Genomic DNA, 25,446 nt, shown 5'->3' on the forward strand with positions numbered 1-25,446 from the left:
AAAGAATTCATTGATGAGACTAAAAGGGTCCTAGACGCAATAATGGCTGTTGACGAGAATCAATTGTGTGATGCTATGGCTACTATTGAAGGCTTTCTTCAAGACAATTTATATAGTGAGCGTCTGAAACGGTTTGTTGAAGGAGTAGAGAGAAAGGCATCGTCTTATGGTATACCTTGCAATCGCAATCCTGGGGCCAGTCGTAGCACGGACCTTGCCAACGCCGCCTATCAATGCGGTGTCATAAATTTACTACGCACAGCACGTCGAAATATATCGACGGAACTTCAACTTTATTCTTCTAGCAGGAGGCAACAAATGGGGTTTTCATCTCTGATGACTGACACTATATCTGTGCTTAAAAAAGACGGAAACAGAATTGATGGCATTAAGGCAAGCGTTCAGTCAGGTGGTATATTCATTAGTGAGTGTACCCCATTGATTGAGTCTGGCGATCTAATCCAGAGAAAGATGTCAAATGGCGGGGAAGAGACATTCGAAGTCATTGATCCGGGCTTTCATGAAGAATTTCACGGCATTCCAGCAGGCTATCAGATGGCCGTAAAGAAGCTTGGAATCCCAGAGGCCCAGAAGGCAGTTCAGCACATCAGCTACAACATTACCGGTCACAATGCGCGGATTAACCAAAGCTCCGTTGATAACTCAACGAATGTCGTAAATGTCAATACTGACGCCGCAACGTATATCATGGCTCTCAGAAGTGCAATTCAAGAAGCCTGCTTTTCGATTCACGATGAGCAGTCTGCCTTGGACGTAATTGACGCAGTCGATGCTCAGTTTCAATCTGGGCACCCTAAAAAATCTGTCATAGCAGCCCTATTAGCAGCGCTACCAAATGTAGCGAACGTTGCGACCATTGTAACGTCATTACTCGCGCTGCTCTGACTATCGAGCCTAGTATTTCCATATCCCAAGCCGATTCGCGCGCCAATTTGCTTTAAATATTAGCGTTAACAATATCCGAGTGGCAAACATCCCCTTACAACACCGAAAATCCCGATTCATGGAAAAACTTACCGACCGTCTCCACCAATACTGGCTCCTGGCCCGTTTCGATAAACCCATCGGCATTTTCATTCTGCTGTGGCCGACCTTGTGGGCCTTGTGGATTGCCGGCGACGGTAAGCCGGATTGGTTGGTGTTGTTCGTATTCGCGTCCGGCGTGGTGCTGATGCGCGCGGCCGGGTGCGTGATCAACGATTATGCAGACAGGGATTTCGACCCGCATGTTGACCGCACGAAATTGCGGCCTATTGCCGCCGGTAAGGTGTCGCCCAAGGAAGCTTTGCTGGTATTCGCGGTGTTGTGCTCAGCCTCATTCGGGTTGGTGTCACTGATGAATTGGTACACCATAGCTCTGTCCTTTATCGGTGCGTTTTTGGCCGCCAGCTATCCGTTCATGAAACGCTACACCCATCTGCCGCAGGCTTATTTGGGAGCGGCATTCGGGTTTGCGGTGCCGATGGCGTTTGCGGCGCAGACCAATAGTATTCCGTTGGTCGGCTGGATACTGTACCTGGCGGTGCTGCTGTGGGCGTTGGTGTACGACACCATGTACGCGATGGTGGATATCGATGACGATTTGAAAATAGGCGTGAAATCCACGGCGATTTTGTTCGGCAAACGGGTGCGGGAAATCACCGCCGGCTTGCAGTTGGTTATCTTAGGATTATTGATCAGCGTAGGCCTGATGCGGCAATTGGCTTGGCCGTATTACGCCGGCTTGCTGGTGGCCACCGGTTTGGGCATTTACCAACAAATATTGATTTTTCATTTTCATAAGCCCGATTGTTTCAAAGCCTTTTTGAATAACAACTGGTTCGGCTTGGCGGTATTCGCTGGCCTGCTGGCGGCTTACGCCATATAAGTTAAGTTCTCAGCGTTGATTTTTGATGGGGCGGTGTCATCAATTGCGCTAGACTGACGATCCATGGCATACAGCCGAATCGGTTTGCCGCTGGTATTCGTCAGCAGCGCTAGAGCCGGGCGGATGTATTGATAAAAATGACTACATCAGGAGGCCTACATGAAATTGTTTATCAACATCACGGCGTTGTTACTGGCGTTATCGGTCGGCAATCCGCTGGCGCAGGCCGGCGAAATGACCCGTCAACAAGTCGAAAAATTGCTGGCAAAAGCCGATAAAGACCACCCCGCGCAGTTACGGCGCAAGGACTTGACCGATCTGGACTTGTCGGGTCTGGATTTTCGCAACGCCGATTTATGGGGGGCGGATTTGCGCCGTTCCAACCTCAGTCATGCCAATTTGGCGAATCTGAATCTGGACTTGACGGTCATGACCGGGATCAAATTGGTGGGTGCCGATTTGTCCAACACCAGTATATTTGGGGTTAGCTTGATGCGTGCCGACGCCTCCAACGCTAATTTCAGCGGCAGTCGGGTGATCGCAGTCATGGAAGGCGCCAACTTCAGTAATGCCAATATCAGTAACGCCGATTGGGCGGCGGACATGAAAAACCAGTCCATGGGCTTGATGCGCGCCAATCTGAAAGGCGCCAACCTCAGCGGCGCCGATCTCAGCAACAGCAAGCTGGGCCGGGCGATGTTGAAACACGCCAAATTGGTCAACGCCAATTTACGGAACGCGGACTTGTATTCGGCGGATATGGACGGTGCCGATATGACCAATGCCGACCTTAGCGGCGCTAATCTGTCCGAAACTAAACTACATGACGTGATTTACAAAAATGCTAAAACCACTGGCACCCGGTTTGATGGGGCCAAACGCAAGCCGGCCGGATTCGGCCCCAAATAAGCGCAGGCGGCCATGCGGATTCCTAAGCAATTACTGCAACGTAAATCGGTTGATGCCTTAACCGCCATTGAAAACAGCCTGAAACAAACCCTGACCGCCAAAGATCTGACCTTACTGGGTGTCGGCGGCATCATAGGCGCGGGGATTTTTGTGTTGACCGGTATAGCGGCGGCCCGGTATGCCGGACCGGCGATCGTGGTGTCCTTCGTGCTGGCCGGCATCGCCTGCGCGTTGGCGGCGTTGTGTTACAGCGAATTGGCGGCCATGATTCCGGTCTCCGGCAGTGCTTACAGTTATGCCTATGCCACCTTGGGTGAGCTGATGGCCTGGATCATCGGTTGGGATCTGGTATTGGAATATGCCTTGGCCAGCAGTACGGTGGCGATAGGCTGGGCCGCCTATCTGATCAGTTTTATGGAATCGCTAGGTCTACATTTGCCTCGGTACTTAACCACCACCTATTTAGCCGACCCGGCCGCAGGTTTTATCAATTTGCCGGCGGTGGCAATTATATTATTGCTGACCGGTCTTTTGGTGCTGGGCATCCGTCAGTCGGCCATGTTCAATTTAGCCATGGTGATGATCAAACTGGCCGTCATCATTCTATTCATCTTGGCCGGGGCCGGGCATATTCAGGCGGACAATTGGGCGGACTTTAGCCCCTTCGGTTTTGGCGGCGTGTTGACCGGAGCCGGGGTGATTTTCTTTGCCTATATCGGTTTCGATGCCGTATCCACCGCCGCGCAGGAAGCGGTCAATCCGCAAAAAGATGTCCCGTTCGGCATTATCGCCTCATTGGTAATTTGCACCCTTTTGTACATTCTGGTCGCGGCTGTGTTGACAGGTATCATTTCGTATAAAGAGCTCAACGTTACCGCGCCGATCGCCATAGCGGTGGATCGCGCCGGCATGCTGTGGCTGTCGCCTATCGTCAAAATTGGCGCGATAGCCGGGTTGACCTCGGTGATGTTGGTACTGCTAATGGGGCAAAGCCGCATCTTTTTTGCGATGGCCAAAGACAGATTATTGCCGCCGGTTTTTGCCGAAGTGCATCCCCAATTTCAAACTCCGCATCTTTCGACTTTAATGGTGGGCGTTGCGGTAGCTTTATTGGCCGGATTTATGCCGATCGAGAAACTCGGCGAATTGGTCAGTATCGGTACCTTGTTCGCGTTTGTTCTGGTGTGTGCCGGGGTATTGGTATTGCGGATCAGCCATCCCGAGCTGGAACGGCATTTTCGCTGCCCGGCATCGCCGTATGTGCCGCTTGCCGGAATATTAGTCTGCCTGGCTTTGATGGCGGGCCTGCCGCTGGACACCTGGTTAAGGCTGTTGGTTTGGTTGTTGATCGGTTTTGGGATTTACTTCGGGTACGGCATCAGGCATAGCAAATTGCGGGTGCTTTAACACCGATTTTGAGAATTACTACTAATAAACACCTTGCGTAAACAAAGGTTGGCGGGGCTTATCGGTCGATCTGGACCCGGAAAGAGTAGTGGTTAGCCGGCGTTACCGGAGGCGTTGATTTAGAGGGATTGCAAGGCTGGATTGAGACCGGCATCAAGCCTTAGCATTGAATTTTGCGAAGCCTGAAACGGATTGGAAGGCTTGCTTGCCGGTAAGGTTGACTGGAACAGCCTATGGTCTGGCCGGTGCGGAGCTTGTTAAATATGTGCTCGGATTAAGGGTGCTAGGAGTTTAGCCGAATCAGAAATTGCCGGTTCGCCGATCCGGTTTATAATTAGCGGGCCGGTTTGTGTATGCTGTTGCTGCACGGCAGGTCTGAAACAATGAGGTGTGCTTATTTTGGGAGACTGACTCATGGATAAAATGAAAATATGGTTGGTGGCGGGATTGATGGGGCTGGGTAGCTCAAGCGCTCAAGCCATTACCTTGAATATCGATTACAGTTTTGATAGCAATAATTTCTTTAACGACCAAATTAGACGGGATATTTTCGAAGCCGCGGCGGATTTTTACGAAACCAGCATCAGAGACAATCTGCTGGCAATCAGTTCGACGGGCTCCAATCGATTCAATGCAATATTTGATCGCCCCGATACCGGCTTTGAACAGACTATTAACGGTTTTGATGTGGCCGCTAATACAATGACAATTTTTGTTGGCGGTCAAAATTTAGCTGGAACTACGCTGGGTGTGGGCGGACCGGGAAGCTACGAGATCAGCTTCAATACCACAAGCTTTGTAGATAACTCGATATCGCGCGGCCAGGGTGATGGCACTCGCGCTTCTGTGGAAGGCGGCGGTGCGATTGATTTTGCGACCTGGGGCGGGGCTATTAGCTTTAATACCGAAAGTAACTGGTATTTTGATAACGATGTCGGCACGGATGAGAGTTTTTCGGGTTTTGACTTTTTCTCGGTCGCTCTGCATGAGATCGGCCATGTATTGGGGTTTGGCATTGCCGATGTCTGGGAAAATCAAATTATTAACCAGACCTTTGCCGGCAGTGAATCGGTTGCCGCTTTTGGTGGGCCGGTGCCTTTGAATGCCGGCAAGGATCATTGGACAGAAGGCACTACCAGCGGCGGCCTGGAGACCAACTTCGACCCGACTATAGGCAGCGGCGTGCGCAAGCGTCTTACCGACCTTGATTTGGCAGCGCTGAGTGATATCGGGTGGCAAGTCGGTGTGGTGCCTGTGCCGGTTCCTGGCGCGGCTTGGTTATTCGGTTCGGCTTTGTTCGCCTTTATGACTCTGTCTCGCAGGAGAGTTACGGCAGCTTGATCCCTCTCTTGGCACTTGGCGGGGCCGTACCCCGCCGGGTGAAAGCGAAGGTGCTAAAAATTGCTGAGCTCAGCTACCGTTTATAGAGCATGTTGCAACAAGCTTATGCCAACCCCGACAAAGCCTATTGTGGTAATGATAAAACTGATGGCCGAATAAACTTTCCATTTGGTTTTATTCCAAAAATCCGGATCGAAGGCCGCTACAACAAAAACAGTGGGATTGGTAAAGCCGCCGATTGCCACGCACCAGCAGGCAAATACCGGCAAATCGATACCTATGCCGTAAAACCCCAAGTTAAACAAGGCCATCAGCGCATAGTCGATATGCGCCCTGATCATGGTTTTGTAATCGACTAAAAACGTTTCGTCGATACCTTTGATGGGAAACCAGCGTGCGAATGTCATCAGCCATGCCGATAAGATTAACGCGGCCATACACGCCACGGCACCGATCAATAAAATTTGCATAAATTCTCCAATGACATTTTTTTAAATTAGGGTTGGTATATTGCCGGCAGCCAGTCCTTCCAGGTGGCTTAATTCGCTCGGCTTGCATCATGGCAATGGAAATTAAAGCATTTTCTGCCGGCTTGGAGGCCAGCGAAACCCGGCTGATATATTTTTCAAAGCCGGGTTATTGCACCATAAATTTCTTGTTAACGTCCAATAGCATAGTATTTCAAGCCCGCTTGTTTGACCAATTTGGGTTCATACATATTACGGCCATCGAAAATCACTTTATCTTTTAGCTGGTGGTTTAATTGTTCAAAATCCGGGCTGCGGAACTGTTTCCATTCGGTAACGATGAGCAAAGCATCGGCATTTTGCAACGTGTCTGGTTGCATCTCGCAGTATGCCAAACCGGCTTTGTCGCCGTATATGCGCTGGGCTTCGTGCATGGCTTCCGGGTCGTAAGCCTGTACCTTGGCACCGGCATCGATCAAGGCATCGATTAACACGCGACTGGGCGCTTCCCGCATATCGTCCGTGTTGGGTTTAAATGCCAGGCCCCATAGAGCAAAAATTTTGCCTTTCACGCCGTCTGGGTAATGCGCGGAAACTTTTTCGAACAGGCGATGTTTCTGCCTGTCGTTAACGTTTTCAACCGCGCTCAATAATTCGGCGTGATAACCCATTTCCTTGGCGGTGCGTTCCAAGGCTTTTACGTCTTTCGGAAAACACGAGCCGCCGTATCCGCAGCCGGGGTAAATGAAGCTGTAGCCGATACGGCTGTCGGAACCGATGCCATGGCGGACGTGTTCAATATCCGCCCCCAATCTTTCCGCCAGATTGGCCAATTCGTTCATGAAACTGATCTTGGTGGCCAGCATGGCATTGGCGGCATATTTAGTCAGTTCGGCGGAGCGAATGTCCATGGTGATGACCCGTTCGCGGCTGCGGTTGAACGGGGCGTACAAGGCTTTCAATAATTCGGCGGTTCTGGGATTATCGGTGCCGATAATGATACGGTCGGGTTTCATAAAGTCGTCCAGCGCCGAACCTTCTTTCAAAAACTCCGGGTTGGATACCACATCGAATTCTTGTGACTCGCCGCGTTCGGCCAATACGTTCAGCACGGCTTGTTTGACTTTGTCCGCAGTGCCCACCGGTACCGTGGATTTGTCGACGATAATTTTGTAATCGGTCATATATTCGGCGATGCTTTTGGCGACCGCCAGTACGTATTTCAAATCGGCCGAGCCGTCTTCATCCGGAGGAGTGCCGACAGCAACAAATTGGAATAACCCGAAATCCACTGCTTCCCTGACGTCGGTGGTAAATTGCAAGCGGCCCGCCATCATGTTGTCTTTGACCATTTCTTCCAGGCCGGGCTCGTATATCGGAATCACACCCTGCTTCAGTTTGTCGATTTTGCCTTGATCCACATCCATACACATGACTTGATTACCAACGTCGGCCAAGCATGCACCTGTTACTAGGCCGACATAGCCGCTACCAAATACCGTAATTTTCATTTTCACTCCTAAAAAAATAATTTAGTTTGGCCGTTTTAGCCGATAAAGGGCGGAAATATCTTCGTCGCCAAAACCCTGCCGCATCAGCAATTGATAATCATGCAACGTTGCTTGGGTTAACGGGCAATCCAGATGTTTTTGCTCGGCCATTTGTTGGCAAATCAGTAAATCCTTGTGGTGCAATGCTAACTTAAAACCGGGTAGAAATACGCCATTTGTCATAGTTTTACCGCGATGTTGTAAAAACCAATTACCGGCGGCGCCGCCGGAAACCACATCGATGACTTTTTCCATCTCCAGACCTTGTGCTTGTGCAAAAGCCAGCGCCTCGGTGACCGCCTGGTTGATACCGGCGCACAGGACTTGATTGACCGCTTTACAGGCCTGCCCGGACCCGGTCGGCCCCAAGTGTTCGATGCGGGCCGTCATGGCTTGTAATATGGGCCGTACCCGCTCAAGTACGGCGCAATCGCCACCGACCATCATGGCCAAGGTGCCCTTATTGGCGCCTTCCACGCCGCCGGATACCGGTGCATCCAGAAAATCGGCCTGTTTGCGGGCTAATAAGGCGGCCGCTTCTTTAGCAGTATTGCTACTCACCGTCGACATATCGATCACGACAGAGCCGGGTTTGATTGTTTCGCAAAGCGCTGAAACCACTTCCAGCACATCCTGGTCGGCTGAAACGCAGAGCAATATCACATCAATTTGCTCGGTTAATGCTTGCGGGCTGGCAACTGCTTGAACCTGTAATTCAACAGCTAACGCATCGGCTTTGCTGGAGGTGCGATTATAAACGGCTTGCAGGTATCCCGCTTTTGCCAAGTTGCGTGCCATGCCTTGGCCCATGCTGCCTAAACCGATCAAGCCTGTCCGCATGGGGCGTGCTCCGGGTTGAGTAATAAATAATGTTTTCATCACTTAACCGGTCTACAAAGCGCCTTGCTCATGCAAGAAAGCGGCAATATTTTCGGCTAACCTTTGATAACCCTGATCATTTGGATGTACGGTGTCCGATTTTAAATCATTGCTAGATAGTATCGTTGGTATGGTTTCAAGGTCGACCGCTACATGCTCGGATTGGGCCAGTTCGGCATAGATTTCGGCGCTACGTAATAAAATCAATCCAATCTTAGGTACGCCCAGCATCATTACCGAAATGTTGCGTTGTTTGGCTTCCGCAATCATGGCCTTAAGGTTTTCGCGGGTTTCCTCGGGCTTGATTTGCCGCAAAATGTCGTTCCCACCGTGAATCAAAATCAATAAATTCGGTTGGTATTCATCCAGTAATTCCGGCAAGCGTTGCCGGCCCTCGCTACTGATTTCGCCCGGTACACCTGCATTAATGACTTCGCGGCCGGTTAATGTCGTCAGTATATTGGGATAATCATGATCCGTCGAAGCGCCGGTACCATAGGTCAAGCTATCGCCGAAGGCCAGAATGGCCGCATCATCCGGTAATTTACTCAGCATGGGCGGTTCCTTGTTGCATGCCATTAAACTCAGTAGTGTTAAACCGATAATCCATTTTTTCATATTTTGAGCTCCTTGTTGATCAAACCGCATGTTAGGCCATCGCGTCGCTATTACTTTTCCAAATAAGTATAGGCGTTTAATCCGGCTAATAATTCCTGCTCGAAGGCTTGTTTTTGCGCGGCACTGAGAGCGGTGTTATCGAGCTTGTGCCGATAGGCGACTTTTAAGGCAGAGGTATTGATATGCACGTAGTCCAGCAATTCGCTGACGTTTTCGCCTTCCATGAATTCGCCAAAACGGTAGCCGTCGCCGTCCACTTCGATGTTAATGGAATGGGTGTCGCCAAACAAGTTATGCATGTCACCGAGAATTTCCTGATAGGCGCCGACCATGAAAAAACCGATCAGATACTCCTCGTTATCGGTAATGGCATGCAGAGGTAAGGTATTACTGATATTTTGATGATCCACATATTGGTCGATGCGGCCGTCGGAATCGCAGGTCAGATCCTGCAATACCGCGCGGCGGGTGGGCTGTTGTTCCAGGCGATGAATCGGCAGGATAGGAAAAATCTGTTCTATGCCCCAGATATCCGGCATGGATTGAAACAGGGAAAAATTGCAGAACACTTTATCGGCCAGCTTTTCGTCCAGTTCCCGCAGAATTTCGCGGTGCTGATGATTATGCGGATTCAGGTTGTTTTGAATTTGCTGGCACAAGCTGACATAGTTTTTTTCAGTTTCCGCCAGTTCAGGCAACGACAAATCGCCCTGCACAAAACGCGCCCGTGCTTCCGCCATATCGAATTGGGCGTTATGGTAGGCCTCGCTGATATTGTTGAAAACAGCGATTGGTACATTATCGGCGCCTTGCAGACTTTCCACCTCGGTGACGTTGGTAATCAATACAGCATGGTGGGCGGTGATGGCCCGGCCGGATTCGGTAATGATATGCGGTTGCGGCAGGTTGTGCTCGCGACTGGCTTCCGCAAAACTGCGCACGATGTTCTCGGCGTATTCGTTCATGCTGTAATTGATCGAGCATTCCCGGCGCGAGCCGCTGCCATCGTAATCCACTCCCAGGCCGCCACCGGCGTCTACGGTGGTGATATTGGCGCCAAGCTTATGCAGTTGTAGGTAAAATTGCCCTGCTTCTTTGAGCGCCAGTTTGATGTCATGGATATTGGCGATTTGCGAGCCCATGTGAAAATGCATTAGCTGCAAGCAATCCAGCATGGATTTTTCCCGCAAACCGGCTATCAGTTGCAATACTTCGCTGGCATGCAGGCCGAATTTGGATTTTTCCCCACCGCTGTTTTGCCATTTGCCTGCGCTGATGGTAGATAAGCGTACCCTCAAGCCGATCAAGGGGCGCACGTTTAGCTTGGCTGCTTCCGCAATGATCAGTGCCAATTCAGAGGGCTTTTCGATAACTATGAATACCGACAAACCCATCAGTTGCCCCATTAAGGCCATGCGGATATACAGCCTGTCCTTGTAACCGTTGCAAACGATGGTGCCGCCGGGCTTAGCCAGACCCAGAATCGCCAGCAACTCCGGCTTACTGCCGGCTTCCAGGCCGATGTGTTCGGCGGAGACGATGCTTTCGACCACATTGCCTTGTTGATTGACTTTAATCGGATATACCGGAGTGTAATGGCCGCTGTAATCATGGGCTAGTCTGGCCTGATCGAAGGCCTGTTGTAGTCGGCGAATGCGATCGGGCAAAATATCGGTAAACCGTACCAGAACCGGAAAGTGTAAGCCTTTGTTTTGCAAGGCCTTGGCAATATCATGCAAATCGATCTCGGTGGTACAGTCGGTTTGCGGCTTGACACTGACATGGCCCTGCTCGTTAATGGAAAAATAACCGCTTCCCCATTGTCGGATAGCATAAAGCTGTTTGGATTGTTCAATCGACCATGATGGTGTTTGCACGCACGCTCCTAAAGGACTGTCATAAAGGTGCGGAAATTCTAAAGTATAATGGCGACGCTTATATGACTTTTTACAGGACTTTCATCATGCTCGACGATCAATGGTTCAGCGAAGCGCAAATTGCCTCCGGTACCGGCTTTTCTTTAAAAATCACTCGCAAGCTGCACGAGGAGCAATCCGAGTTTCAATTTCTGGAAATTTACGAGACCGAGCAGTTTGGCAACCTCATGGTAATCGATGGCTGTACCATGGTGTCTACCCGCGACAACTTCTTCTATCACGAGATGATGAGTCACCCGGTGTTGTATACTCACCCTAATCCGAAAAAGGTCTGGATCATCGGCGGCGGCGATTGCGGGACCCTGCGGGAAGTTCTGAAACATCCGCATGTTGAGCAAGCGGTACAAATCGATATCGACGAACGGGTGACCCGGTTGGCCGAGATTTATTTTCCGGAATTATGCGAGTCCAATAACGATCCGCGTGCCGATTTGAAATTTATCGACGGTATCAAATGGGTGAAAGATGCGCCGCCCAATAGTGTCGATATCATTATTGTTGACAGTACCGACCCGGTCGGTCCGGCGGAAGGCTTGTTTAGCGCCGACTTTTATAAAGACTGTTTTAATTGTCTGACCGAAAACGGCATTGTGGTACAGCAAAGCGAATCGGCGCTGTTGCACATGAAAATTCTGAAGGAAATGCGCGACGAGATGCTGGCAGGCGGTTTCACGCACCTGCAAACCGTGTTTTTTCCACAATGTATTTATCCTTCAGGCTGGTGGAGTGCTACGATGGCCGGCAAAAGGGCACTTTCCGCATTTCGTGAGCAAGATGCGTCCGATAAAAGTTTTGATACGGTTTATTACAATAGCGATATACATAAAGCCAGTTTGGCAATGCCGGAGTTTTTTAAGAAGGCCTTTGCATAACAGGTATATAGAATAATCCGGCGCATCAGTCGGATTATCGTCTGGCAGTGCTGACAGTTTTGTCAGTACTGGTCACGATTGGCAGTCGTCAGAATGCTCAACATGGATCATTTTATCGAACCGTATTCGCCAAGTTTGGCGTTGATGGTGCGGCATATACTAAGAAAATTATGTAGCCGCATAATTAATCATTTAAAAACAGGCTGTTATGGAATGTCTGTTAAACTATGGGACTTACTAAGCTTTGAAGTAAATAAATCGCTAAGTACAATTGACGGATATGGCACGTTAATCGCTTTACTCAATTGGTCAGCAGGTAGTTATTTGGTTTGTTAACCACCTGATGCGATTAATAATAATGAAAAAATAGGTATAGGTAATGATAAAGATCAAAGCTTTCAATGTTGTATTAACGGCGGCCGCATTTGCGGCGTTGTTCCTATTGTTACCCGCTGAAAAAGACGATGCAGGCGCTACCGAGCAAAAGCCTCAGGCATACTCAACTCAAAAAGGCGTTACGCAGAAAGCGAATCAGCAAACAATCAGAGGACATTTTTTACGCTCGGCTTGAGAAAATTTAGTGTAAGAGAGGGAATCCGCAGCGACAAAGACACATCCAAGTAGATAGAACTTCAAACCCTATGGGCTGGATTTGATGTTAATTTTCATTAACAGCCTGTAGGTTATTTGACCGCCCGAATCAATTTAATCATGTCGCTACTGTTAGGGTCGATGAAAATGCTGCGAAACTGACAGGCTTGAACATTTTTCACGGTTTGCCGGTTAATGTTGGCACCGACCAAGCGGACTATTAGCGGATTTAGCAAATTCATCAATGCAGCCATGAATTTATTAGAGCTGAGCACATGTTCAAGCAATAATAATTGACCGCCCGGTTTTAATACCCGATAAATTTCTTTTAGGCCTTTTCTGGGCTGAGGTACCGAACAAAACACGAAGCTGGCCACTACAGTATCGAAGCTGTTATCCGCATAGCAAAGTGATTGCACATCGATTAAATCCAAATGGACGTCCAGCTGTTTGCGTTCGCGTTTCTTGTCCGCCTGTTCCAGCATTTTTGGGCTAAAGTCTATCGCTGTGATGCGAGCCTGGGGTGGATAAAAACTAAAGTTTTTCCCGGTACCCACCCCTACTTCCAGAATGTGTTGGCCTTCCGCCATGGCCCAAAGTTTTTTGCGTAAACGGCGAAAAATCAGGCCTTCCAGAAAACCTTCCAGACCATCGAACCAGGGCGCCAACCTATCGTAGCGTTTGCGAATTTTGTCGCCGTTAACCGACACGCTTATATTTCCAGTTGCTGGATGCCGTCTAAAAACCATTTGGATTGTTTGCTATTGATGGGCTTAATGAAATGCCACACTTCCCGCACTTGTTCGGTATCGCTTTCATCTTCCCGCATGATGCAATCGAACAACACCACGGCTTCCAATTCATTGCCCGCTTCGCGAATTTCCAGCAATTCCGGCATGACTTTTAACACTTCGGTTTTGTTACTGGCACCGGACGCTTTTAACTGATCCTGGATTTCCGCGAAGACTTTATCGGTGGTCAGGCCGCGAATAGCGGCGAGATCGGCGCTGTCCCACGCGGATTGTAAATAACGAAATGCACTTTCGGCGCCGGCTAAAAATGCGGCTTGATCGAAATCGGCAGGCACATCGAAAGCAGGCGCATTAAAACCGGCAGCGTTTGCGGAGGCATTTTTTCCGAACAACAGGTCGGTATTAAAGCCGGTTTTACTTGAGTCTTCAGTCGGGGGACTGTTGAAACCGGTAGCGCGATTTTGGTCGGAATTACTGTTCCTACCGTAAGCAGTGTCGGCTGAAGGTTGAGACTGGCGGGCTTTGGAAGCGAACAAGCGCATCAGCAAATAGGCGATGCCGGCAAATACCAAGATATCCATAAAATTGATGTTTTCAAAGGCGCCGCCAAAAAACAGCGAGCCCAGCAAACCGCCGAGTGCCAATCCGCCCAGCATACCCATTAATCCGCCTCGACCGGCCCAGCTTTGCCGAGCGGCTTGGTTTTTAGCGGCCGCTTGTTGCTGGCTGGCGGAACGGACTGGCTGGCTGGCGGCTGGCGATGTTGAACGTTTATAAGGCGCGCTAAAGTTTGGCCTGCTGCCGAACGAACCGCCGCCGCCAAAACGTTTGGCCTGAGCTTCCTGGATACCCGCCATCAGCAAGGTCAAGGTGAAAAAGATAGAAGCCAGAATACGGAGTTTTGTGTTCATAATGTTTGTTGCCTGGTTAAGAAAACGTAAAACGATTAGTTAGGGCACTAACAGTAATTTCAAGTAGAATAGCCTTTCGTTGTTATCACTACAATACTGCAGAGTATTTAAACTCATACCGAGACATCCTGAATCCCGTAATGGTTGCACTGATTCGTCAATTTTTAGTCCTGATACTAGTGTTACTGCAATTTGCAGCGCCGCTGGTGCATGCGCACATTGGCGAATCCAACGCTGTTCAGGGCTTGCACCTGCATGAGTTTGAAAATCTGCATTTGCAACAAACCGGGACCTTTGCTCAAGCAACGCTCGATCATATCAGTTGTGTGCAGTCGGTCATTGTAGAGCTCGGTTCGGCGGTTAAGCTGCAATCGTCCGCTGATGAGTTTATTGCAAATTGTTATCCGCACAGCGATAGCCTGGGTTTAGTAGCTCAACCATTGCTGAAAGTGATTAACTTTTCGCCTCACGAGGCAGGAAACCTGATTGAGCCTGCATACAAGCAACACCCCTGCCGCGCCCCTCCCGTCTAATTTTCTTTTGGTATCAATCCGATACCGCCGTTTTATTTGACCGTTAAACGGTCTTATCCCCCGTTTTCTTATTGTTTTGGAGTTCAATATGACAGTCTCAGGTCATATTACGTATTGTCTACCCATGGTTTGGCTAGCGGTTTTTCCTTGCCGGGCAGAGAATATTTCGCCGCCGAACACGCTTAGTCTGTCCATACCGATTATGGCGGATGAGCAAAAACTATTGGTTGAGCATCTCGACCCGATCGAAATCGATCCGGCGCTGACTCTGCCGCAATTGCTGGAAGAAACCCTGCAGAAATATCCCGATCGCTTGATCAACGAAGCCTTAATGCAACAAGCCGAAGCTTGGCAAATGCGAGGAGATAGCTGGTTCGCCGGTTCCACTGTTCTGGCTATGGATTATGCCGATGATCGGATGGCCAATGACTCTGGCTCCCGCGACGCATCAGCAAATCTAGAGTTTACCGTCTGGCTATGGGGGCAGCGGGATGCAGCCCAACAGCTGGCCTACGAATCGCATCAATCGGCCAGCAAGCAATCGGTTGCCGTTCGATTGGAAGTGGCCAAATTATTGCGTGAAGCCTTATGGACCATGGCCTTGGCGGAAAACCGCCTGCAGCAGGCGCAAATCAATCTGGATATTTCCGCGCAGTTGTTGCGTAAAGTTGAACGGCGGGTAGAGCTGGGTGACTTACCCCGCGCGGATTTATTACTGGCGGAAAGTGAACATTTGCAGAATAAAACCCTTTTAGCTCAAGCCGAAGCCGAAGTCATGCATAGCCGCAAGAGCTACGCCAGTCTGACTCAAACGACCCGTTTGCCGGCAACTTACTTGGAGCAGCAGAGCAATCTGCAAGCCATTCAGCCTGACCATCCCTTTCTGGCTGCCATTAATGCCTTGATAGCCAAACAACAAGCGTCGGTAGAGTGGGCGAAAACCACTGATACGGTCAACCAACCCAAAGTGTTCCTCGGCGGTAAAACCAGCCGTAGCCAGCGCGGCGCGGAAGACATGCAAAGCGCCAGCGTCGGGGTGCTCATTCCTTTTGGGCACAGTACTTACGATGCCCCTGAAATCGCGGCGGCCAACTTGGAACTTAATCATGTGATGGCGCAACGGGAACATCTGCTCAGGCAATTGGAAAAAGGCTTGCACGAAGCCGAGCATGCCTTGGAAGTGACAAAGGCGGAACTGGCCATTGCCCGGCAAATGAAGGACATTGCCGAGCAGCATTTCAAAATGATGCAAATCAGTTTTGAAGCTGGGGAAATCAACTTGCTGGACTTGTTGAAAGTACAGGCCCGCAGCTTGGAAGCAGTTCGCAATGCCAACGAGCAGGAAGTGAAACTACAACGCAACATAGCCTTATATAACCAGGCAGTCGGAGTCATGCCATGAGAACAGTCATTTTCAGCTTGTTGATTTGCTGCGCATTCAGGGTTGTTGCGCAAGATATGCAAATCCAGATTAGTGCCGAACAAATCGATAACCTGGCTATTAAGATAGGGTCGTTGCAGCCGAGCCAGCATTTGTCGGTATTTTATGCGCCGGCTCGGGTAACGGTACCCGTCAACCGTGACCTATTGCTGACGGCTTCGCAACCCGGTTTACTGACCCAATTACAAGCCAATATGGGAGATAGAGTGCAAAAAGGCCAGATTCTGGGGCAGATGCATAGTCCAGAGCTGGTGGCTTTGCAGCAGCAATATTTGACGGCACGTAGTAATTTACATTTGGTGAGTCTGGAGCAGCGGCGGGACAAAACCCTGCTTGCGGAAGGTGTGATAGCCGAGCGGCGCTGGCAGGAAACCCTGGCCATGCTTAGCAGTAAAGCTGCGCTTGCGGATGAAGCCAAACAGCTTTTATTGATGGCGGGTATGACGGACACGGAAATAGATAAGCTGGACAAAACCCATAAACTCAACAGTCTGTTGAGCCTGCGGGCACCCATCGATGGTGTGATTTTAGAACGCATGGCAACCTTGGGGTCGCGACTGGCCATACAGGAGGCCATTTACCGGATTGGGGATCTGTCGGAGCTGTGGTTAGAGATTAATATTCCGCAGGAGCGTATGGATAGCTTGCATATCGGCGATTGGGTGCAGGACGAAACCGGCAAGGTACGTGCCAAAATCACCCTTATAGGACAAAGTGTGAACAGGGATAACCAAACCGTGTTGGCTCGCGCGGTGATAGAGGGGAAAGTGGAGCTGCTACGGGTTGGGCAAAATCTTAGCGTACAAATCATGCAGGGCGATAAGCAGACGGGATTTAAAGTGCCGAACACCGCCATTGCCCAATATAGCGGCAAAAGCTATGTGTTTGTGCGTAATGCGGATGGCTTTACGGTGACCGAAGTCAAGGTATTAGGCCGCCAGGATGCGGATTCATTGATTAGCGGACCATTGGCCGGGCAAGAGCAGATTGCGGTGCGAGGTGCGGTGGCATTAAAAGCCAATTGGTTGGGCATGGGTGGAGACGAATAATGAGTTCACTTATTCGCTTTGCGCTATCGCAACGCCTGATGATGTGCCTGTTAGTGGTATTACTGGCGGGTAGCGGTTATTACGCCTTTAAATACATCCCTATCGATGCTTTCCCGGAAGTCTCGCCGACACAAGTCAAAATCATTGTCAAAGCCAACGGCATGACCCCGGAAGAAGTGGAAACCCGTATTACCGCGCCGATTGAAGTGGAGTTATTGGGTATTCCGCATCAGACCATGTTGCGTTCATTGGCCAAATACGCCATTACCGACATCACCCTGGATTTTGAGGAAGGCACCGATATCTACTGGGCCAGACAGCAGGTGGCCGAACGCTTGAACGGCATGTGGAGTAATTTACCGCCGGGGGTGCAGGGCGGTATCGCACCGATGACCACACCCTTGGGCGAAATGTTCATGTTTGCCATCGAAGGCGGCGATTTGAGTCTGATGGAGCGCCGCACCCTGCTGGATTGGGTGTTGCGACCTGCCCTGCGCACCGTGCCGGGCGTAGCGGATGTCAATGCCTTGGGTGGATTGGTGCGAAGTTTCGAAGTGGTTCCAAACAACATGCGCATGGCTTCGCGCAATATCAATATGAACCAGTTGACGGCGGCATTGCAATCCAATAACCGTAACGATGGCGCAGGCCGTTTGACCGAAGGCGAGGAAGCGCTGATTGTGCGCGCCGAAGGGCGAATCAAAACCGAACAGGATGTCCGGGCCATTGTGATTGCCCAAAACAACGGCCAGCCGATACGGGTAGACGATGTGGCCGAGGTGCGCATCGGTGCGTTGACACGCTACGGCGCCGTCAGCAAAGACGGCCTGGGTGAAGCCGTGACCGGAGTGATCTTGAGTTTGCGTGGCGCCAATGCCCGGCAAACGGTGGAACATATCGAAGCCAAATTGGCGGACATGCAAGCTACCTTGCCGGAGGGTGTGAAAGTCAATGTGTTCTACAACCGGGGGGTTTTGGTTGGCAAGGCTGTGCATACCGTGACCAAAGCCTTGATGGAAGCTATCGTCCTGGTCGTGGTTTTACTGATTCTGTTTTTAGGCGATTTGCGGGCCGCGTTGACGGTGGCATTGGCTTTACCGATGGCAGCACTGGTGACTTTCATTCTGATGAAGGCATTCGGGATGTCGGCTAATTTGATGAGCCTGGGGGGCTTGGCGATAGCCATCGGTATGCTGGTGGACGGTGCGGTAGTGGTGGTGGAAAACATTATTACCCAGCTGGCCGATCATGAAAAAGCCGAGCGCCTGCCCCGATTGCACATGATTTACCGTGCCACTCGGGAAGTCGCGGCGCCGGTTACGTCCGGCATATTGATCATCATCATCGTATTTTTGCCCTTGCTGACACTGCAGGGGCTGGAAGGCAAATTATTCGGTCCTGTCGCCATGACCATTGTGTTTGCCTTAAGCGGTTCGTTGATTTTGTCCCTGACCGTGATCCCGGTGTTGGCTTCTTTTTTGCTTACCCATGTTTCGCACGAAGAACCCTGGCTGCCGCGGCATTTGCAACGTTTATACGAGCCGTTATTAGTCTGGTGCATGGACAACAGTAAGAAAATTTTTATAACGGCGGGTGGCTTATTGGTGTTGACGGTTATAGTGTTTACCCGAATCGGCAGTACTTTTATGCCGACCATGGACGAAGGCGACATTATCGTGCAACTGGAAAAATTGCCGTCTATCACCTTGCAGGATTCGGTTAAGTTGGACATACAAGTGCAAAAAAACATTCTCGAACACATCCCGGAAGTCGAGACCGTGGTTTCGCGGGTGGGTACCGACGAATTGGGGTTGGACCCCATGGGCCTGAATGAAACCGATACCTTTTTGGTGCTTAAACCCAAGGACGAATGGCAGGCAGCCAGCAAAGAGGATTTGATCGAATCCATACGCCGGATCATGTCGCATACCCCGGGGATTGCTTTCGGTTTCACGCAGCCGATAGAAATGCGGGTATCGGAAATGTTGACAGGCACTCGCGGTGACGTGGCAATCAAATTATTCGGCACCGATTTGGATATGCTGAATCTCAAAGGCGAAGAAATCGAAGCGCTCTTGCATACCATCCATGGTGCTAGTGATGTATTCATGCGTAAAAACGAAGGCATGCAATTTTTGCAATTGAGCATAGATCGGCAAGCGGCCGGCCGGTTCGGCTTGGATGCGGACAGCATCGAAAACATGCTGCGGGCGCAGATAGAAGGTGTACAGCTGGGTATCGTGCAGGAAGGCATAAAACGTACTCCGCTGCTGTTGAGAGGCGATAGCAACACGGCTAATTTCGCCAATTTGCAAATCACCCTGCCAGGTGGTGATCATGTTCCGATCACCGCACTGGCGAAAATACAGCAAGTCGAAGGCGTGGTGTCCATAGGCCGGGAAAAAGGCCAGCGATTCGTAGTGATCCGCAGCAATGTGGAAGGGCGCGATTTGGTAGGTTTTGTTGAAGAGGCGCGTAAACTGGTAGCCGAAAAAGTGTCTTTACCCACCGGATACCGGGTTGAATTCGGCGGGCAGTTTGAAAATCAACAGCGTGCCGCGGCCAGATTATCGTTGGTGATTCCGGTTTCGTTGGGCCTGATATTTTTGTTGTTGTTTACTACTTTCGGCTCGGTTAGACAGGCTGTTTTAGTGTTGGCCAACATTCCCATGGCCATGATAGGCGGCGTGTTTGCGTTGTGGGCCTCGGGGGAATATTTATCCGTGCCGGCCTCGGTGGGTTTTATTGCGTTGTTGGGTATTGCGGTATTAAACGGTGTGGTGATGGTGAGCTATTTTAATCAGCTGTGCGCCACCGGCATGGCCGTATCCAAGGTGGTAATCGTCGGTTCGGCGCGGCGGTTACGGCCGGTATTGATGACCGCCAGTATCGCGGCTTTCGGTTTAATTCCATTGTTGTTCGCCTCCGGGCCCGGCTCTGAAATACAGCGGCCATTGGCTATTGTGGTAACCGGCGGACTGGTTTCATCGACGTTTTTAACCTTAATTTTATTGCCTATCCTGTATCAATTATTCGGGCAGGTTCGGGAGCAAGCCGCATGACGCACGAAGCTTATCTGATAACCATCAATGTCTCTCCGGCACTAGAAGAGGCCATGGTCGACTGCCTCTTAACTTTTGAAACGGCACAGGGGTTTTCAAGTTTTCCGATTAATGCGCACGACCACCGCAATCAGGGCCTATCGATTGCGGAACAAGTAACCGGCCGCCAGCGCAAAATTCGTTTTCAGATGTATATCGATAAAGAGGATGTCTCCGCATTTTTATCCAAAATAAAAGCAAACTTTGCCGGTACCGGGCTGCATTACTGGGTGGTGCCGGTACAGGAGCATGGCGAAATTTAGTCAAATCTTAAGCAGATTTTAAGTTTGAATGCTATGCTTTTCGAGGTGCCGTAATTTTTAGTTTTTGGTTGCGGGGAGTTATGTTTCTGCAGACATCCGATATGAATATTTTTTTAAGACGAATTCCTGCTAATACTCAGCATGCCGAAATATCCGAATTTGTCAGCCCTGCTCTGAAAACAGGCTTATTTAATAAAAGCGGGCAGATATTGAATATTGAAATTTTGGCTTTGCGGGATTCCCGGCTCGATTCGGTCGAATATCACGGTTTGGTGACTTTGGATTCAGAGTGGAGCGTTAAACGCGCTGTGAAGAATCTGAAAAATCGGCGGTTGAACGGGCGTTATGTATTGGTTAGACCGTATTATCATCGCAGTTGGAACAATGACCATCGCCAACAGCAAAAGCATACCGACGACGCCGGCTTTTTAGAAAAGCGCCATGGTGATAGGCGTCGAGGTAAACATTTGGAAGTCATAAAAAACGTTTCCGATCAATTCAGTTCCAAGGACGAATTTTGCAACGCGCTGCATCACCAGCAATTTCAGGTGACATTTATTGTGCCTGCTGAAATCGAGATGGCCGTGGCTGAATGTTTGGTAGGCTTTGAGATTGAACACACCGACGCTTTGGGTGAGTTGGACTCGCCCGACCACCGCATTACCCGCTTTATGACCGAACTGGAAGGGCCGGAGAAAAAATCGCGCCGGTTTCAGTTTTTTGCCAGTAAATTGGTGATTGCCGAGGTTTTGGAAAAGATCAAAAGCCAATTTTCCAGTAAGAGCGTTTATTATTGGATAACCCCTGTCATTGAGTTTGGGATTATTTGAATCGGCGAACATAAATATTTACGATGATCATTTTCCTGAGACGGATACCCGCCACCACTCAACTCAGCGATCTGTTGGAATTTATCAAGCCTGCAATAAAGGGTGGGCTTTTTAGAACGCCGGGTAGAATTTTAGATGTGTCGATTCTTGAATTGCAAGATAAGCGTTTTAGAGCACTGGAGTTTCACGGCTTGATTACCGTGGAGCCCGATGCGGTGGCCGTAAGAGCCATTAAACGCCTGAAAGGACAACGTTTTAAGGGTAAGTTGGTTGTTGTCAGGCAATACGTGCAAAGAGACTGGCACAACGATCCGCGCCAAAATCATAAAATAACCGTTACCCAACATTTGTCGGATCGACGCAAGGTCTGTCGCCGCCGCGGCAAGGATCTTGAGCTGGTGCGCGATATTTCCGAAAATTTTAGTAGTAGCGGGGACTTTGTCCGTAAAAATATTTAAAATTCTTCCGACTTAAAATGCTCGGTACGGGAAGCCTGCTAAAGTCCGATTTTAAATTTATCGATTCGCTTTGACTATGCCTAGTTTTTGCATGCGGTAGCGCAGGGTGCTGGGTTTCAGGTCGAGTCTAGTCGCCGCCCCGTTGGGGCCTTCAATAACCCAGCGGGTTTGCTCGAGCACGCCGAGAATGTGTTCGCGTGCTATCGAATCGAGACTGGAATTGCTGCTTTGAGCGGATTTTAGCGCGGTCTGGTCAGTACCGGCCGGAAACTGGTCCGGGTCGATTTCCAGGGTCGGCCCATCGGCGAGGATGATGGCACGCTCTATGATGTTTTCCAGTTCGCGGATATTGCCAGGCCAGTGGTAATCTTGCAAACGTTGCAAGGATTTAGCGCTGATAGCTATTATTTTCTTGCCGATTTTCGGCGCGAATTTGCCGATCAGAAACTCCACCAGCAAGGGAATATCTTCCAGTCGTTCGCGTAACGGCGGCGTGGTGACGGGGAAGACATTCAGCCGGTAAAATAGGTCCTCGCGGAAGTTTTTTTCCGCAACTTCCCGCAGTAAATTGCGGTTGGTGGCGGTAATCACCCTGACATTCATCTTAATCGAGGTTTGCCCCCCGACCCGCTCGAATTCGCGCTCCTGAATCACCCGCAATAGTTTCACCTGAATATCCGCCGGAATCTCGCCCACTTCATCCAGAAACAAGGTGCCGCCCTCTGCTAATTCGAATCGGCCGATACGTTTATTAACCGCGCCGGTGAAGGCGCCTTTTTCGTGGCCGAACAATTCGCTCTCGATCAAATTAGACGGCAGTGCCGCACAGTTGATTTTGATCAAGGGCCGACTTTTACGCTTGCTGGCGGAATGGATGGCTCGGGCAATCAGTTCCTTGCCTGTGCCGGATTCGCCTTGGATTAAAACCGAGGCGTCCGTCAGCGCGACTCGTTGCACTTGATTTAATAAAGACCGTAGCGCCGGACTGCGGCCGACGATCTCGTCGAAATTATGCGCCGACTTGATTTCCTCCTGCAGGTACTGGTTTTGCGCCTTTAGCCTGGCTTGCTCCTGTTCCATCAACACCCGCTCGGTAATGTCGATAAACATGGTATGCAGGAATTGGCCGCCGGGGTCGACTTTCGACCACCATTGGATCCAGATTGGCCGGCCATTATCCTGGCGGCGTAATTCCAGCACCACTCCTGCGCTGTCGGTACCTTCTTCGACCGAAGCAAAAGCCGCCCGCAGACGGGCTTGAGCTTCGGGCGTATCGGGCACCAGGGAAATTCCCCGTATGTCCGGCACTTGCTTGGGTGAGATGCCCAGGATGCGCAGTGCGGCATGGTTGGCTTGCAGAAAACGGGTATCCCTGTCTTCGTGCACATAGGCGATTGGGGCCTCGTCGAATAGTGTCCGAAAACGTTGTTCACTCAGCCGCAATTGCTCTTCCATGCGCAGCCGGTTCAGTTCGGCGGCAGCCCGAACCGCAAATATTTTGAAGGTATAGAGCAGCCGGGATTGTTCCGGCATGGCTTTTTGATCGAACAGCGCCAGATGGCCGAGAATCCGGCCGTCGTTATCCTGCAGAGGTACGCCCAAGTAACTTTCCACACCCTGTTCTTGCGGGAATTTCTTGCTAAGGTCGGATGGGTAGTGGCACAGGTTACCGCGTAACACGTCCTCGCACGGGGTACCGGGCAGATCCCATTCCTGCTGTTCCAGAAAGCCACCTTCGGTCCAGAAGGCCAGGGATCTTACCCGGGTTTTGGCCTCGGTAAATTCCGCAATAAAACCGTTGGATACGTCGGTGGCCAGGCACAGGTTACGCACCAGCGAACGCAAAAAGTCTTCTCCGGTGGTCTGTACTGTACCTTCGACGACAGTCTGCAATATCGATAATTCCGATGAATCAATAGCTTGCATAAATGACATTGAGCCGGGTGGCGGGCGGCAAAAGTAGCCGGACCTCGGTCGGCATTTTAGCCGTCTACAGCAAAGCAAGCCACCATATTTAGCGGATCCCGCAAATATTAGCGGCTTCGCGTTGTGGGTTCCCGGTGGGGGAACGCCGAACAAAACTTAATATACTGATTTTATTGGGATTTTATAGCTGGCATAACGATTGCTCTATTTCAGCTGTCCCACAGTCATTGCTGTCGGGATAACAACCCCTTTTTTGACTTATTGGAGAACACGCATGACACACCCTAACACTGTCGTATCCACCGCTCTGGCATCCATACTCGCACTCGGCGCTTTAGGTATGCAGGCGGATGCATTTGCAGCCGAAAAGCCAGACCTCGAAAAATGCTACGGCGTCGCCAAAGCCGGTAAAAACGATTGTAAAACGCTTTCTAACGCCTGCGCCGGGCACGCCAGCATGGACAATCAAAAAGATGCCTTTATCGCCCTGCCCGCCGGCACCTGCGAGCGTATCGTCGGCGGCAGTCTGGAAGCCCCGGCCGCCATGTAGCGATTAGTATGGCATTCCTTTCCTTACTTATTTCAAATGAATATTATGAAAAACAGAATTAAATATGCGGCAATTGCAGCCTGCATCGCCGTAGCCCTGCCGGCGGTGGTCAGCGCCGATTCTCGCGATGTCAACGACATGGTTTATACCCTTTCCAATAACCCCGAGCAAAACGAAGTATTGGTTTTTGAGCGCTACAGCAACGGCCATATGGAAGCGGCCGGTAGCTATCCGACGGGTGGCGTCGGCACCGGTGCCGGCCTGGGTAATCAAGGAGCGCTGGCGCTAAGCGACAACAAGCGTTACTTGTTTGCAGTCAATGCGGGCAGTAATGATTTGTCGGTGTTTCGCATCGAGCGGGACGGGCTCAGACTGGTTGACCGGGTTGCGGAAAAGGGCTTAACGCCGGTCAGTGTTACCGCTAGCCATGATCGGGTCTATGTAGTGAATTCAGGCGACGATTCTATCTTCGGTTATGAATTCAATCACCGTACCGGCAAGTTGAAAGCTTTGCCAAAATCCTACCGTAAGCTTAGCGCGGACGGCAGCAGCCCCGCGCAAATCAGCTTTGATCGTGACGCGGAAACCTTGGTGGTAACCGAAAAAGCCACCAATAAGATCACCAGCTTCTCGTTGAATGACGACGGTATTCCCCGCCAGCGACATGTCATCGATTCAGCCGGCGTAACGCCGTTTGGATTTTCCTTCGGCAAACGCGACCGGTTTTTCGTCTCGGAAGCGCAAGCCGGTGCCGTCAATGGCGCCACCGTTTCCGCTTATACGCTCCGGCATGACGGCACGGCCCAATTGATCGATGGCGCCATCGCGGTCGGCCAAACCGCCGCTTGTTGGTTGGTCACCACGCCCAATGGCAAACTGGCCTTTACCGCGGATACCCCTGCTAGTGCGATTTCGGCCTTCGCTATCGACCGTTCCGGGCATTTGTCATTGTTGAACTCGAAGGCGGCTGAAGAAATCAGGCCGACCGATCTGGCCATGGCGCCGGATGGTTCGGTGCTTTACACCCTCAGCGGCGGTGATCAAAGCATAGGGATTTACCGTGTCAATAAAGCCGGTGCCCTTAACAAGTTGGACAGCTTCGATAATCTGCCGGCCGGCGTCACCGGTCTGGTGGTGCGATAGCAATGCATTCGGCCCGAGGCGTTCCGTTCA

The 25,446-nt window shown here is 50.6% G+C and carries 24 protein-coding genes; 16 read left to right on the plus strand and 8 right to left on the minus strand.

What is annotated here, in order from left to right; genetic code table 11:
- Nucleotides 1-75: 75 nt before the first annotated feature.
- From M0R33_RS03215 to M0R33_RS03235, 5 genes are all read left to right on the plus strand, one after another.
- Nucleotides 76-906, plus strand: a complete 831-nt coding sequence (locus M0R33_RS03215) for a hypothetical protein (protein WP_292564962.1) — start codon at nucleotides 76-78, stop codon at nucleotides 904-906.
- A 118-nt stretch (nucleotides 907-1,024) separates the two neighbouring features.
- Nucleotides 1,025-1,888: a 4-hydroxybenzoate octaprenyltransferase gene (ubiA, locus tag M0R33_RS03220; RefSeq protein ID WP_292564965.1), complete on the plus strand. Its 864-nt coding sequence runs from the start codon at nucleotides 1,025-1,027 to the stop codon at nucleotides 1,886-1,888.
- Nucleotides 1,889-2,047: 159 nt separating this feature from the next.
- On the plus strand, nucleotides 2,048-2,797 hold the full coding sequence (locus M0R33_RS03225; RefSeq protein WP_292564968.1) for a pentapeptide repeat-containing protein: 750 nt from the start codon (nucleotides 2,048-2,050) through the stop codon (nucleotides 2,795-2,797).
- 12 nt (nucleotides 2,798-2,809) lie between these two features.
- A complete protein-coding gene (locus M0R33_RS03230; RefSeq protein ID WP_292564970.1) occupies nucleotides 2,810-4,204 on the plus strand; it encodes an amino acid permease in 1,395 nt (464 codons plus the stop codon).
- Nucleotides 4,205-4,618: 414 nt separating this feature from the next.
- Entirely contained in the window at nucleotides 4,619-5,545 is a 927-nt protein-coding gene (locus M0R33_RS03235) for a matrixin family metalloprotease (RefSeq protein WP_292564973.1), read from the plus strand.
- 80 nt (nucleotides 5,546-5,625) lie between these two features.
- Here the strand turns inward: M0R33_RS03235 and M0R33_RS03240 are convergent, their stop codons facing one another.
- The 5 genes from M0R33_RS03240 to speA all read right to left on the minus strand — a co-directional run bounded on the left by M0R33_RS03240 (nucleotide 5,626) and on the right by speA (nucleotide 10,936).
- Nucleotides 5,626-6,015, minus strand: a complete 390-nt coding sequence (locus M0R33_RS03240) for a hypothetical protein (RefSeq protein WP_292564975.1) — start codon at nucleotides 6,013-6,015, stop codon at nucleotides 5,626-5,628.
- A 188-nt stretch (nucleotides 6,016-6,203) separates the two neighbouring features.
- Entirely contained in the window at nucleotides 6,204-7,523 is a 1,320-nt protein-coding gene (locus M0R33_RS03245; RefSeq protein ID WP_292564978.1) for a UDP-glucose/GDP-mannose dehydrogenase family protein, read from the minus strand.
- A 21-nt stretch (nucleotides 7,524-7,544) separates the two neighbouring features.
- Nucleotides 7,545-8,402 carry an NAD(P)-dependent oxidoreductase gene (locus M0R33_RS03250; RefSeq protein ID WP_292565335.1) on the minus strand — a complete coding sequence of 286 codons (858 nt, stop codon included), beginning with the start codon at nucleotides 8,400-8,402 and terminating at the stop codon, nucleotides 7,545-7,547.
- A 51-nt stretch (nucleotides 8,403-8,453) separates the two neighbouring features.
- Nucleotides 8,454-9,059 (minus strand): GDSL-type esterase/lipase family protein, encoded by a 606-nt coding sequence (locus tag M0R33_RS03255; protein ID WP_292564980.1) that lies wholly within the window; start codon nucleotides 9,057-9,059, stop codon nucleotides 8,454-8,456.
- Nucleotides 9,060-9,109: 50 nt separating this feature from the next.
- Nucleotides 9,110-10,936, minus strand: a complete 1,827-nt coding sequence (speA, locus tag M0R33_RS03260) for a biosynthetic arginine decarboxylase (protein WP_292564983.1) — start codon at nucleotides 10,934-10,936, stop codon at nucleotides 9,110-9,112.
- Nucleotides 10,937-11,022: 86 nt separating this feature from the next.
- On the opposite strand from speA, the gene speE reads away from it, so the two are divergent.
- Both speE and M0R33_RS03270 read left to right on the plus strand, forming a co-directional pair.
- On the plus strand, nucleotides 11,023-11,868 hold the full coding sequence (gene speE, locus M0R33_RS03265; protein ID WP_292564986.1) for a polyamine aminopropyltransferase: 846 nt from the start codon (nucleotides 11,023-11,025) through the stop codon (nucleotides 11,866-11,868).
- 379 nt (nucleotides 11,869-12,247) lie between these two features.
- Nucleotides 12,248-12,439: a hypothetical protein gene (locus tag M0R33_RS03270; RefSeq protein ID WP_292564989.1), complete on the plus strand. Its 192-nt coding sequence runs from the start codon at nucleotides 12,248-12,250 to the stop codon at nucleotides 12,437-12,439.
- A gap of 112 nt (nucleotides 12,440-12,551) precedes the next feature.
- On the opposite strand, the gene M0R33_RS03275 is transcribed toward M0R33_RS03270, so the two are convergent.
- Complete coding sequence (locus tag M0R33_RS03275; protein ID WP_292564992.1) at nucleotides 12,552-13,169, minus strand: methyltransferase domain-containing protein; 618 nt, start codon at nucleotides 13,167-13,169, stop codon at nucleotides 12,552-12,554.
- 2 nt (nucleotides 13,170-13,171) lie between these two features.
- Entirely contained in the window at nucleotides 13,172-14,122 is a 951-nt protein-coding gene (locus tag M0R33_RS03280; protein ID WP_292564995.1) for a Tim44-like domain-containing protein, read from the minus strand.
- 179 nt (nucleotides 14,123-14,301) lie between these two features.
- Here M0R33_RS03280 and M0R33_RS03285 point away from each other — a divergent pair, with 179 nt between their 5' ends.
- From M0R33_RS03285 to M0R33_RS03315, 7 genes are all read left to right on the plus strand, one after another.
- The gene (locus M0R33_RS03285) at nucleotides 14,302-14,655 is read left to right on the plus strand and encodes a hypothetical protein (RefSeq protein ID WP_292564998.1); all 354 of its coding nucleotides are present in this window, start codon (nucleotides 14,302-14,304) and stop codon (nucleotides 14,653-14,655) included.
- Nucleotides 14,656-14,743: 88 nt separating this feature from the next.
- Nucleotides 14,744-16,057, plus strand: a complete 1,314-nt coding sequence (locus M0R33_RS03290) for a TolC family protein (protein ID WP_292565001.1) — start codon at nucleotides 14,744-14,746, stop codon at nucleotides 16,055-16,057.
- Nucleotides 16,054-17,145, plus strand: coding sequence for an efflux RND transporter periplasmic adaptor subunit (locus M0R33_RS03295; RefSeq protein WP_292565003.1), 1,092 nt, complete (start codon nucleotides 16,054-16,056; stop codon nucleotides 17,143-17,145). The genes M0R33_RS03290 and M0R33_RS03295 overlap by 4 nt, the downstream gene beginning before the upstream one ends.
- Nucleotides 17,145-20,207: a CusA/CzcA family heavy metal efflux RND transporter gene (locus M0R33_RS03300; protein ID WP_292565007.1), complete on the plus strand. Its 3,063-nt coding sequence runs from the start codon at nucleotides 17,145-17,147 to the stop codon at nucleotides 20,205-20,207. The genes M0R33_RS03295 and M0R33_RS03300 overlap by 1 nt, the downstream gene beginning before the upstream one ends.
- A complete protein-coding gene (locus M0R33_RS03305; protein WP_292565010.1) occupies nucleotides 20,204-20,509 on the plus strand; it encodes a DUF3240 family protein in 306 nt (101 codons plus the stop codon). Before M0R33_RS03300 ends, M0R33_RS03305 begins: the two co-directional genes overlap by 4 nt.
- A gap of 101 nt (nucleotides 20,510-20,610) precedes the next feature.
- Nucleotides 20,611-21,339 (plus strand): DUF3240 domain-containing protein, encoded by a 729-nt coding sequence (locus M0R33_RS03310; RefSeq protein WP_292565013.1) that lies wholly within the window; start codon nucleotides 20,611-20,613, stop codon nucleotides 21,337-21,339.
- A 23-nt stretch (nucleotides 21,340-21,362) separates the two neighbouring features.
- Nucleotides 21,363-21,797 (plus strand): RNA-binding protein, encoded by a 435-nt coding sequence (locus M0R33_RS03315; RefSeq protein WP_292565016.1) that lies wholly within the window; start codon nucleotides 21,363-21,365, stop codon nucleotides 21,795-21,797.
- 57 nt (nucleotides 21,798-21,854) lie between these two features.
- On the opposite strand, the gene M0R33_RS03320 is transcribed toward M0R33_RS03315, so the two are convergent.
- The gene (locus M0R33_RS03320) at nucleotides 21,855-23,732 is read right to left on the minus strand and encodes a sigma 54-interacting transcriptional regulator (RefSeq protein ID WP_292565019.1); all 1,878 of its coding nucleotides are present in this window, start codon (nucleotides 23,730-23,732) and stop codon (nucleotides 21,855-21,857) included.
- 265 nt (nucleotides 23,733-23,997) lie between these two features.
- Between M0R33_RS03320 and M0R33_RS03325 the strand changes: the two genes are divergently transcribed.
- Nucleotides 23,998-24,273, plus strand: a complete 276-nt coding sequence (locus tag M0R33_RS03325) for a DUF2282 domain-containing protein (RefSeq protein WP_292565021.1) — start codon at nucleotides 23,998-24,000, stop codon at nucleotides 24,271-24,273.
- Between the two features lie 45 nt (nucleotides 24,274-24,318).
- Nucleotides 24,319-25,416 (plus strand): beta-propeller fold lactonase family protein, encoded by a 1,098-nt coding sequence (locus M0R33_RS03330; RefSeq protein ID WP_292565024.1) that lies wholly within the window; start codon nucleotides 24,319-24,321, stop codon nucleotides 25,414-25,416.
- The last annotated feature ends 30 nt before the right edge of the window (nucleotides 25,417-25,446 follow it).

It is taken from the genome of Methylomonas sp., assembly GCF_023228165.1.
GTDB lineage: Bacteria > Pseudomonadota > Gammaproteobacteria > Methylococcales > Methylomonadaceae > Methylomonas.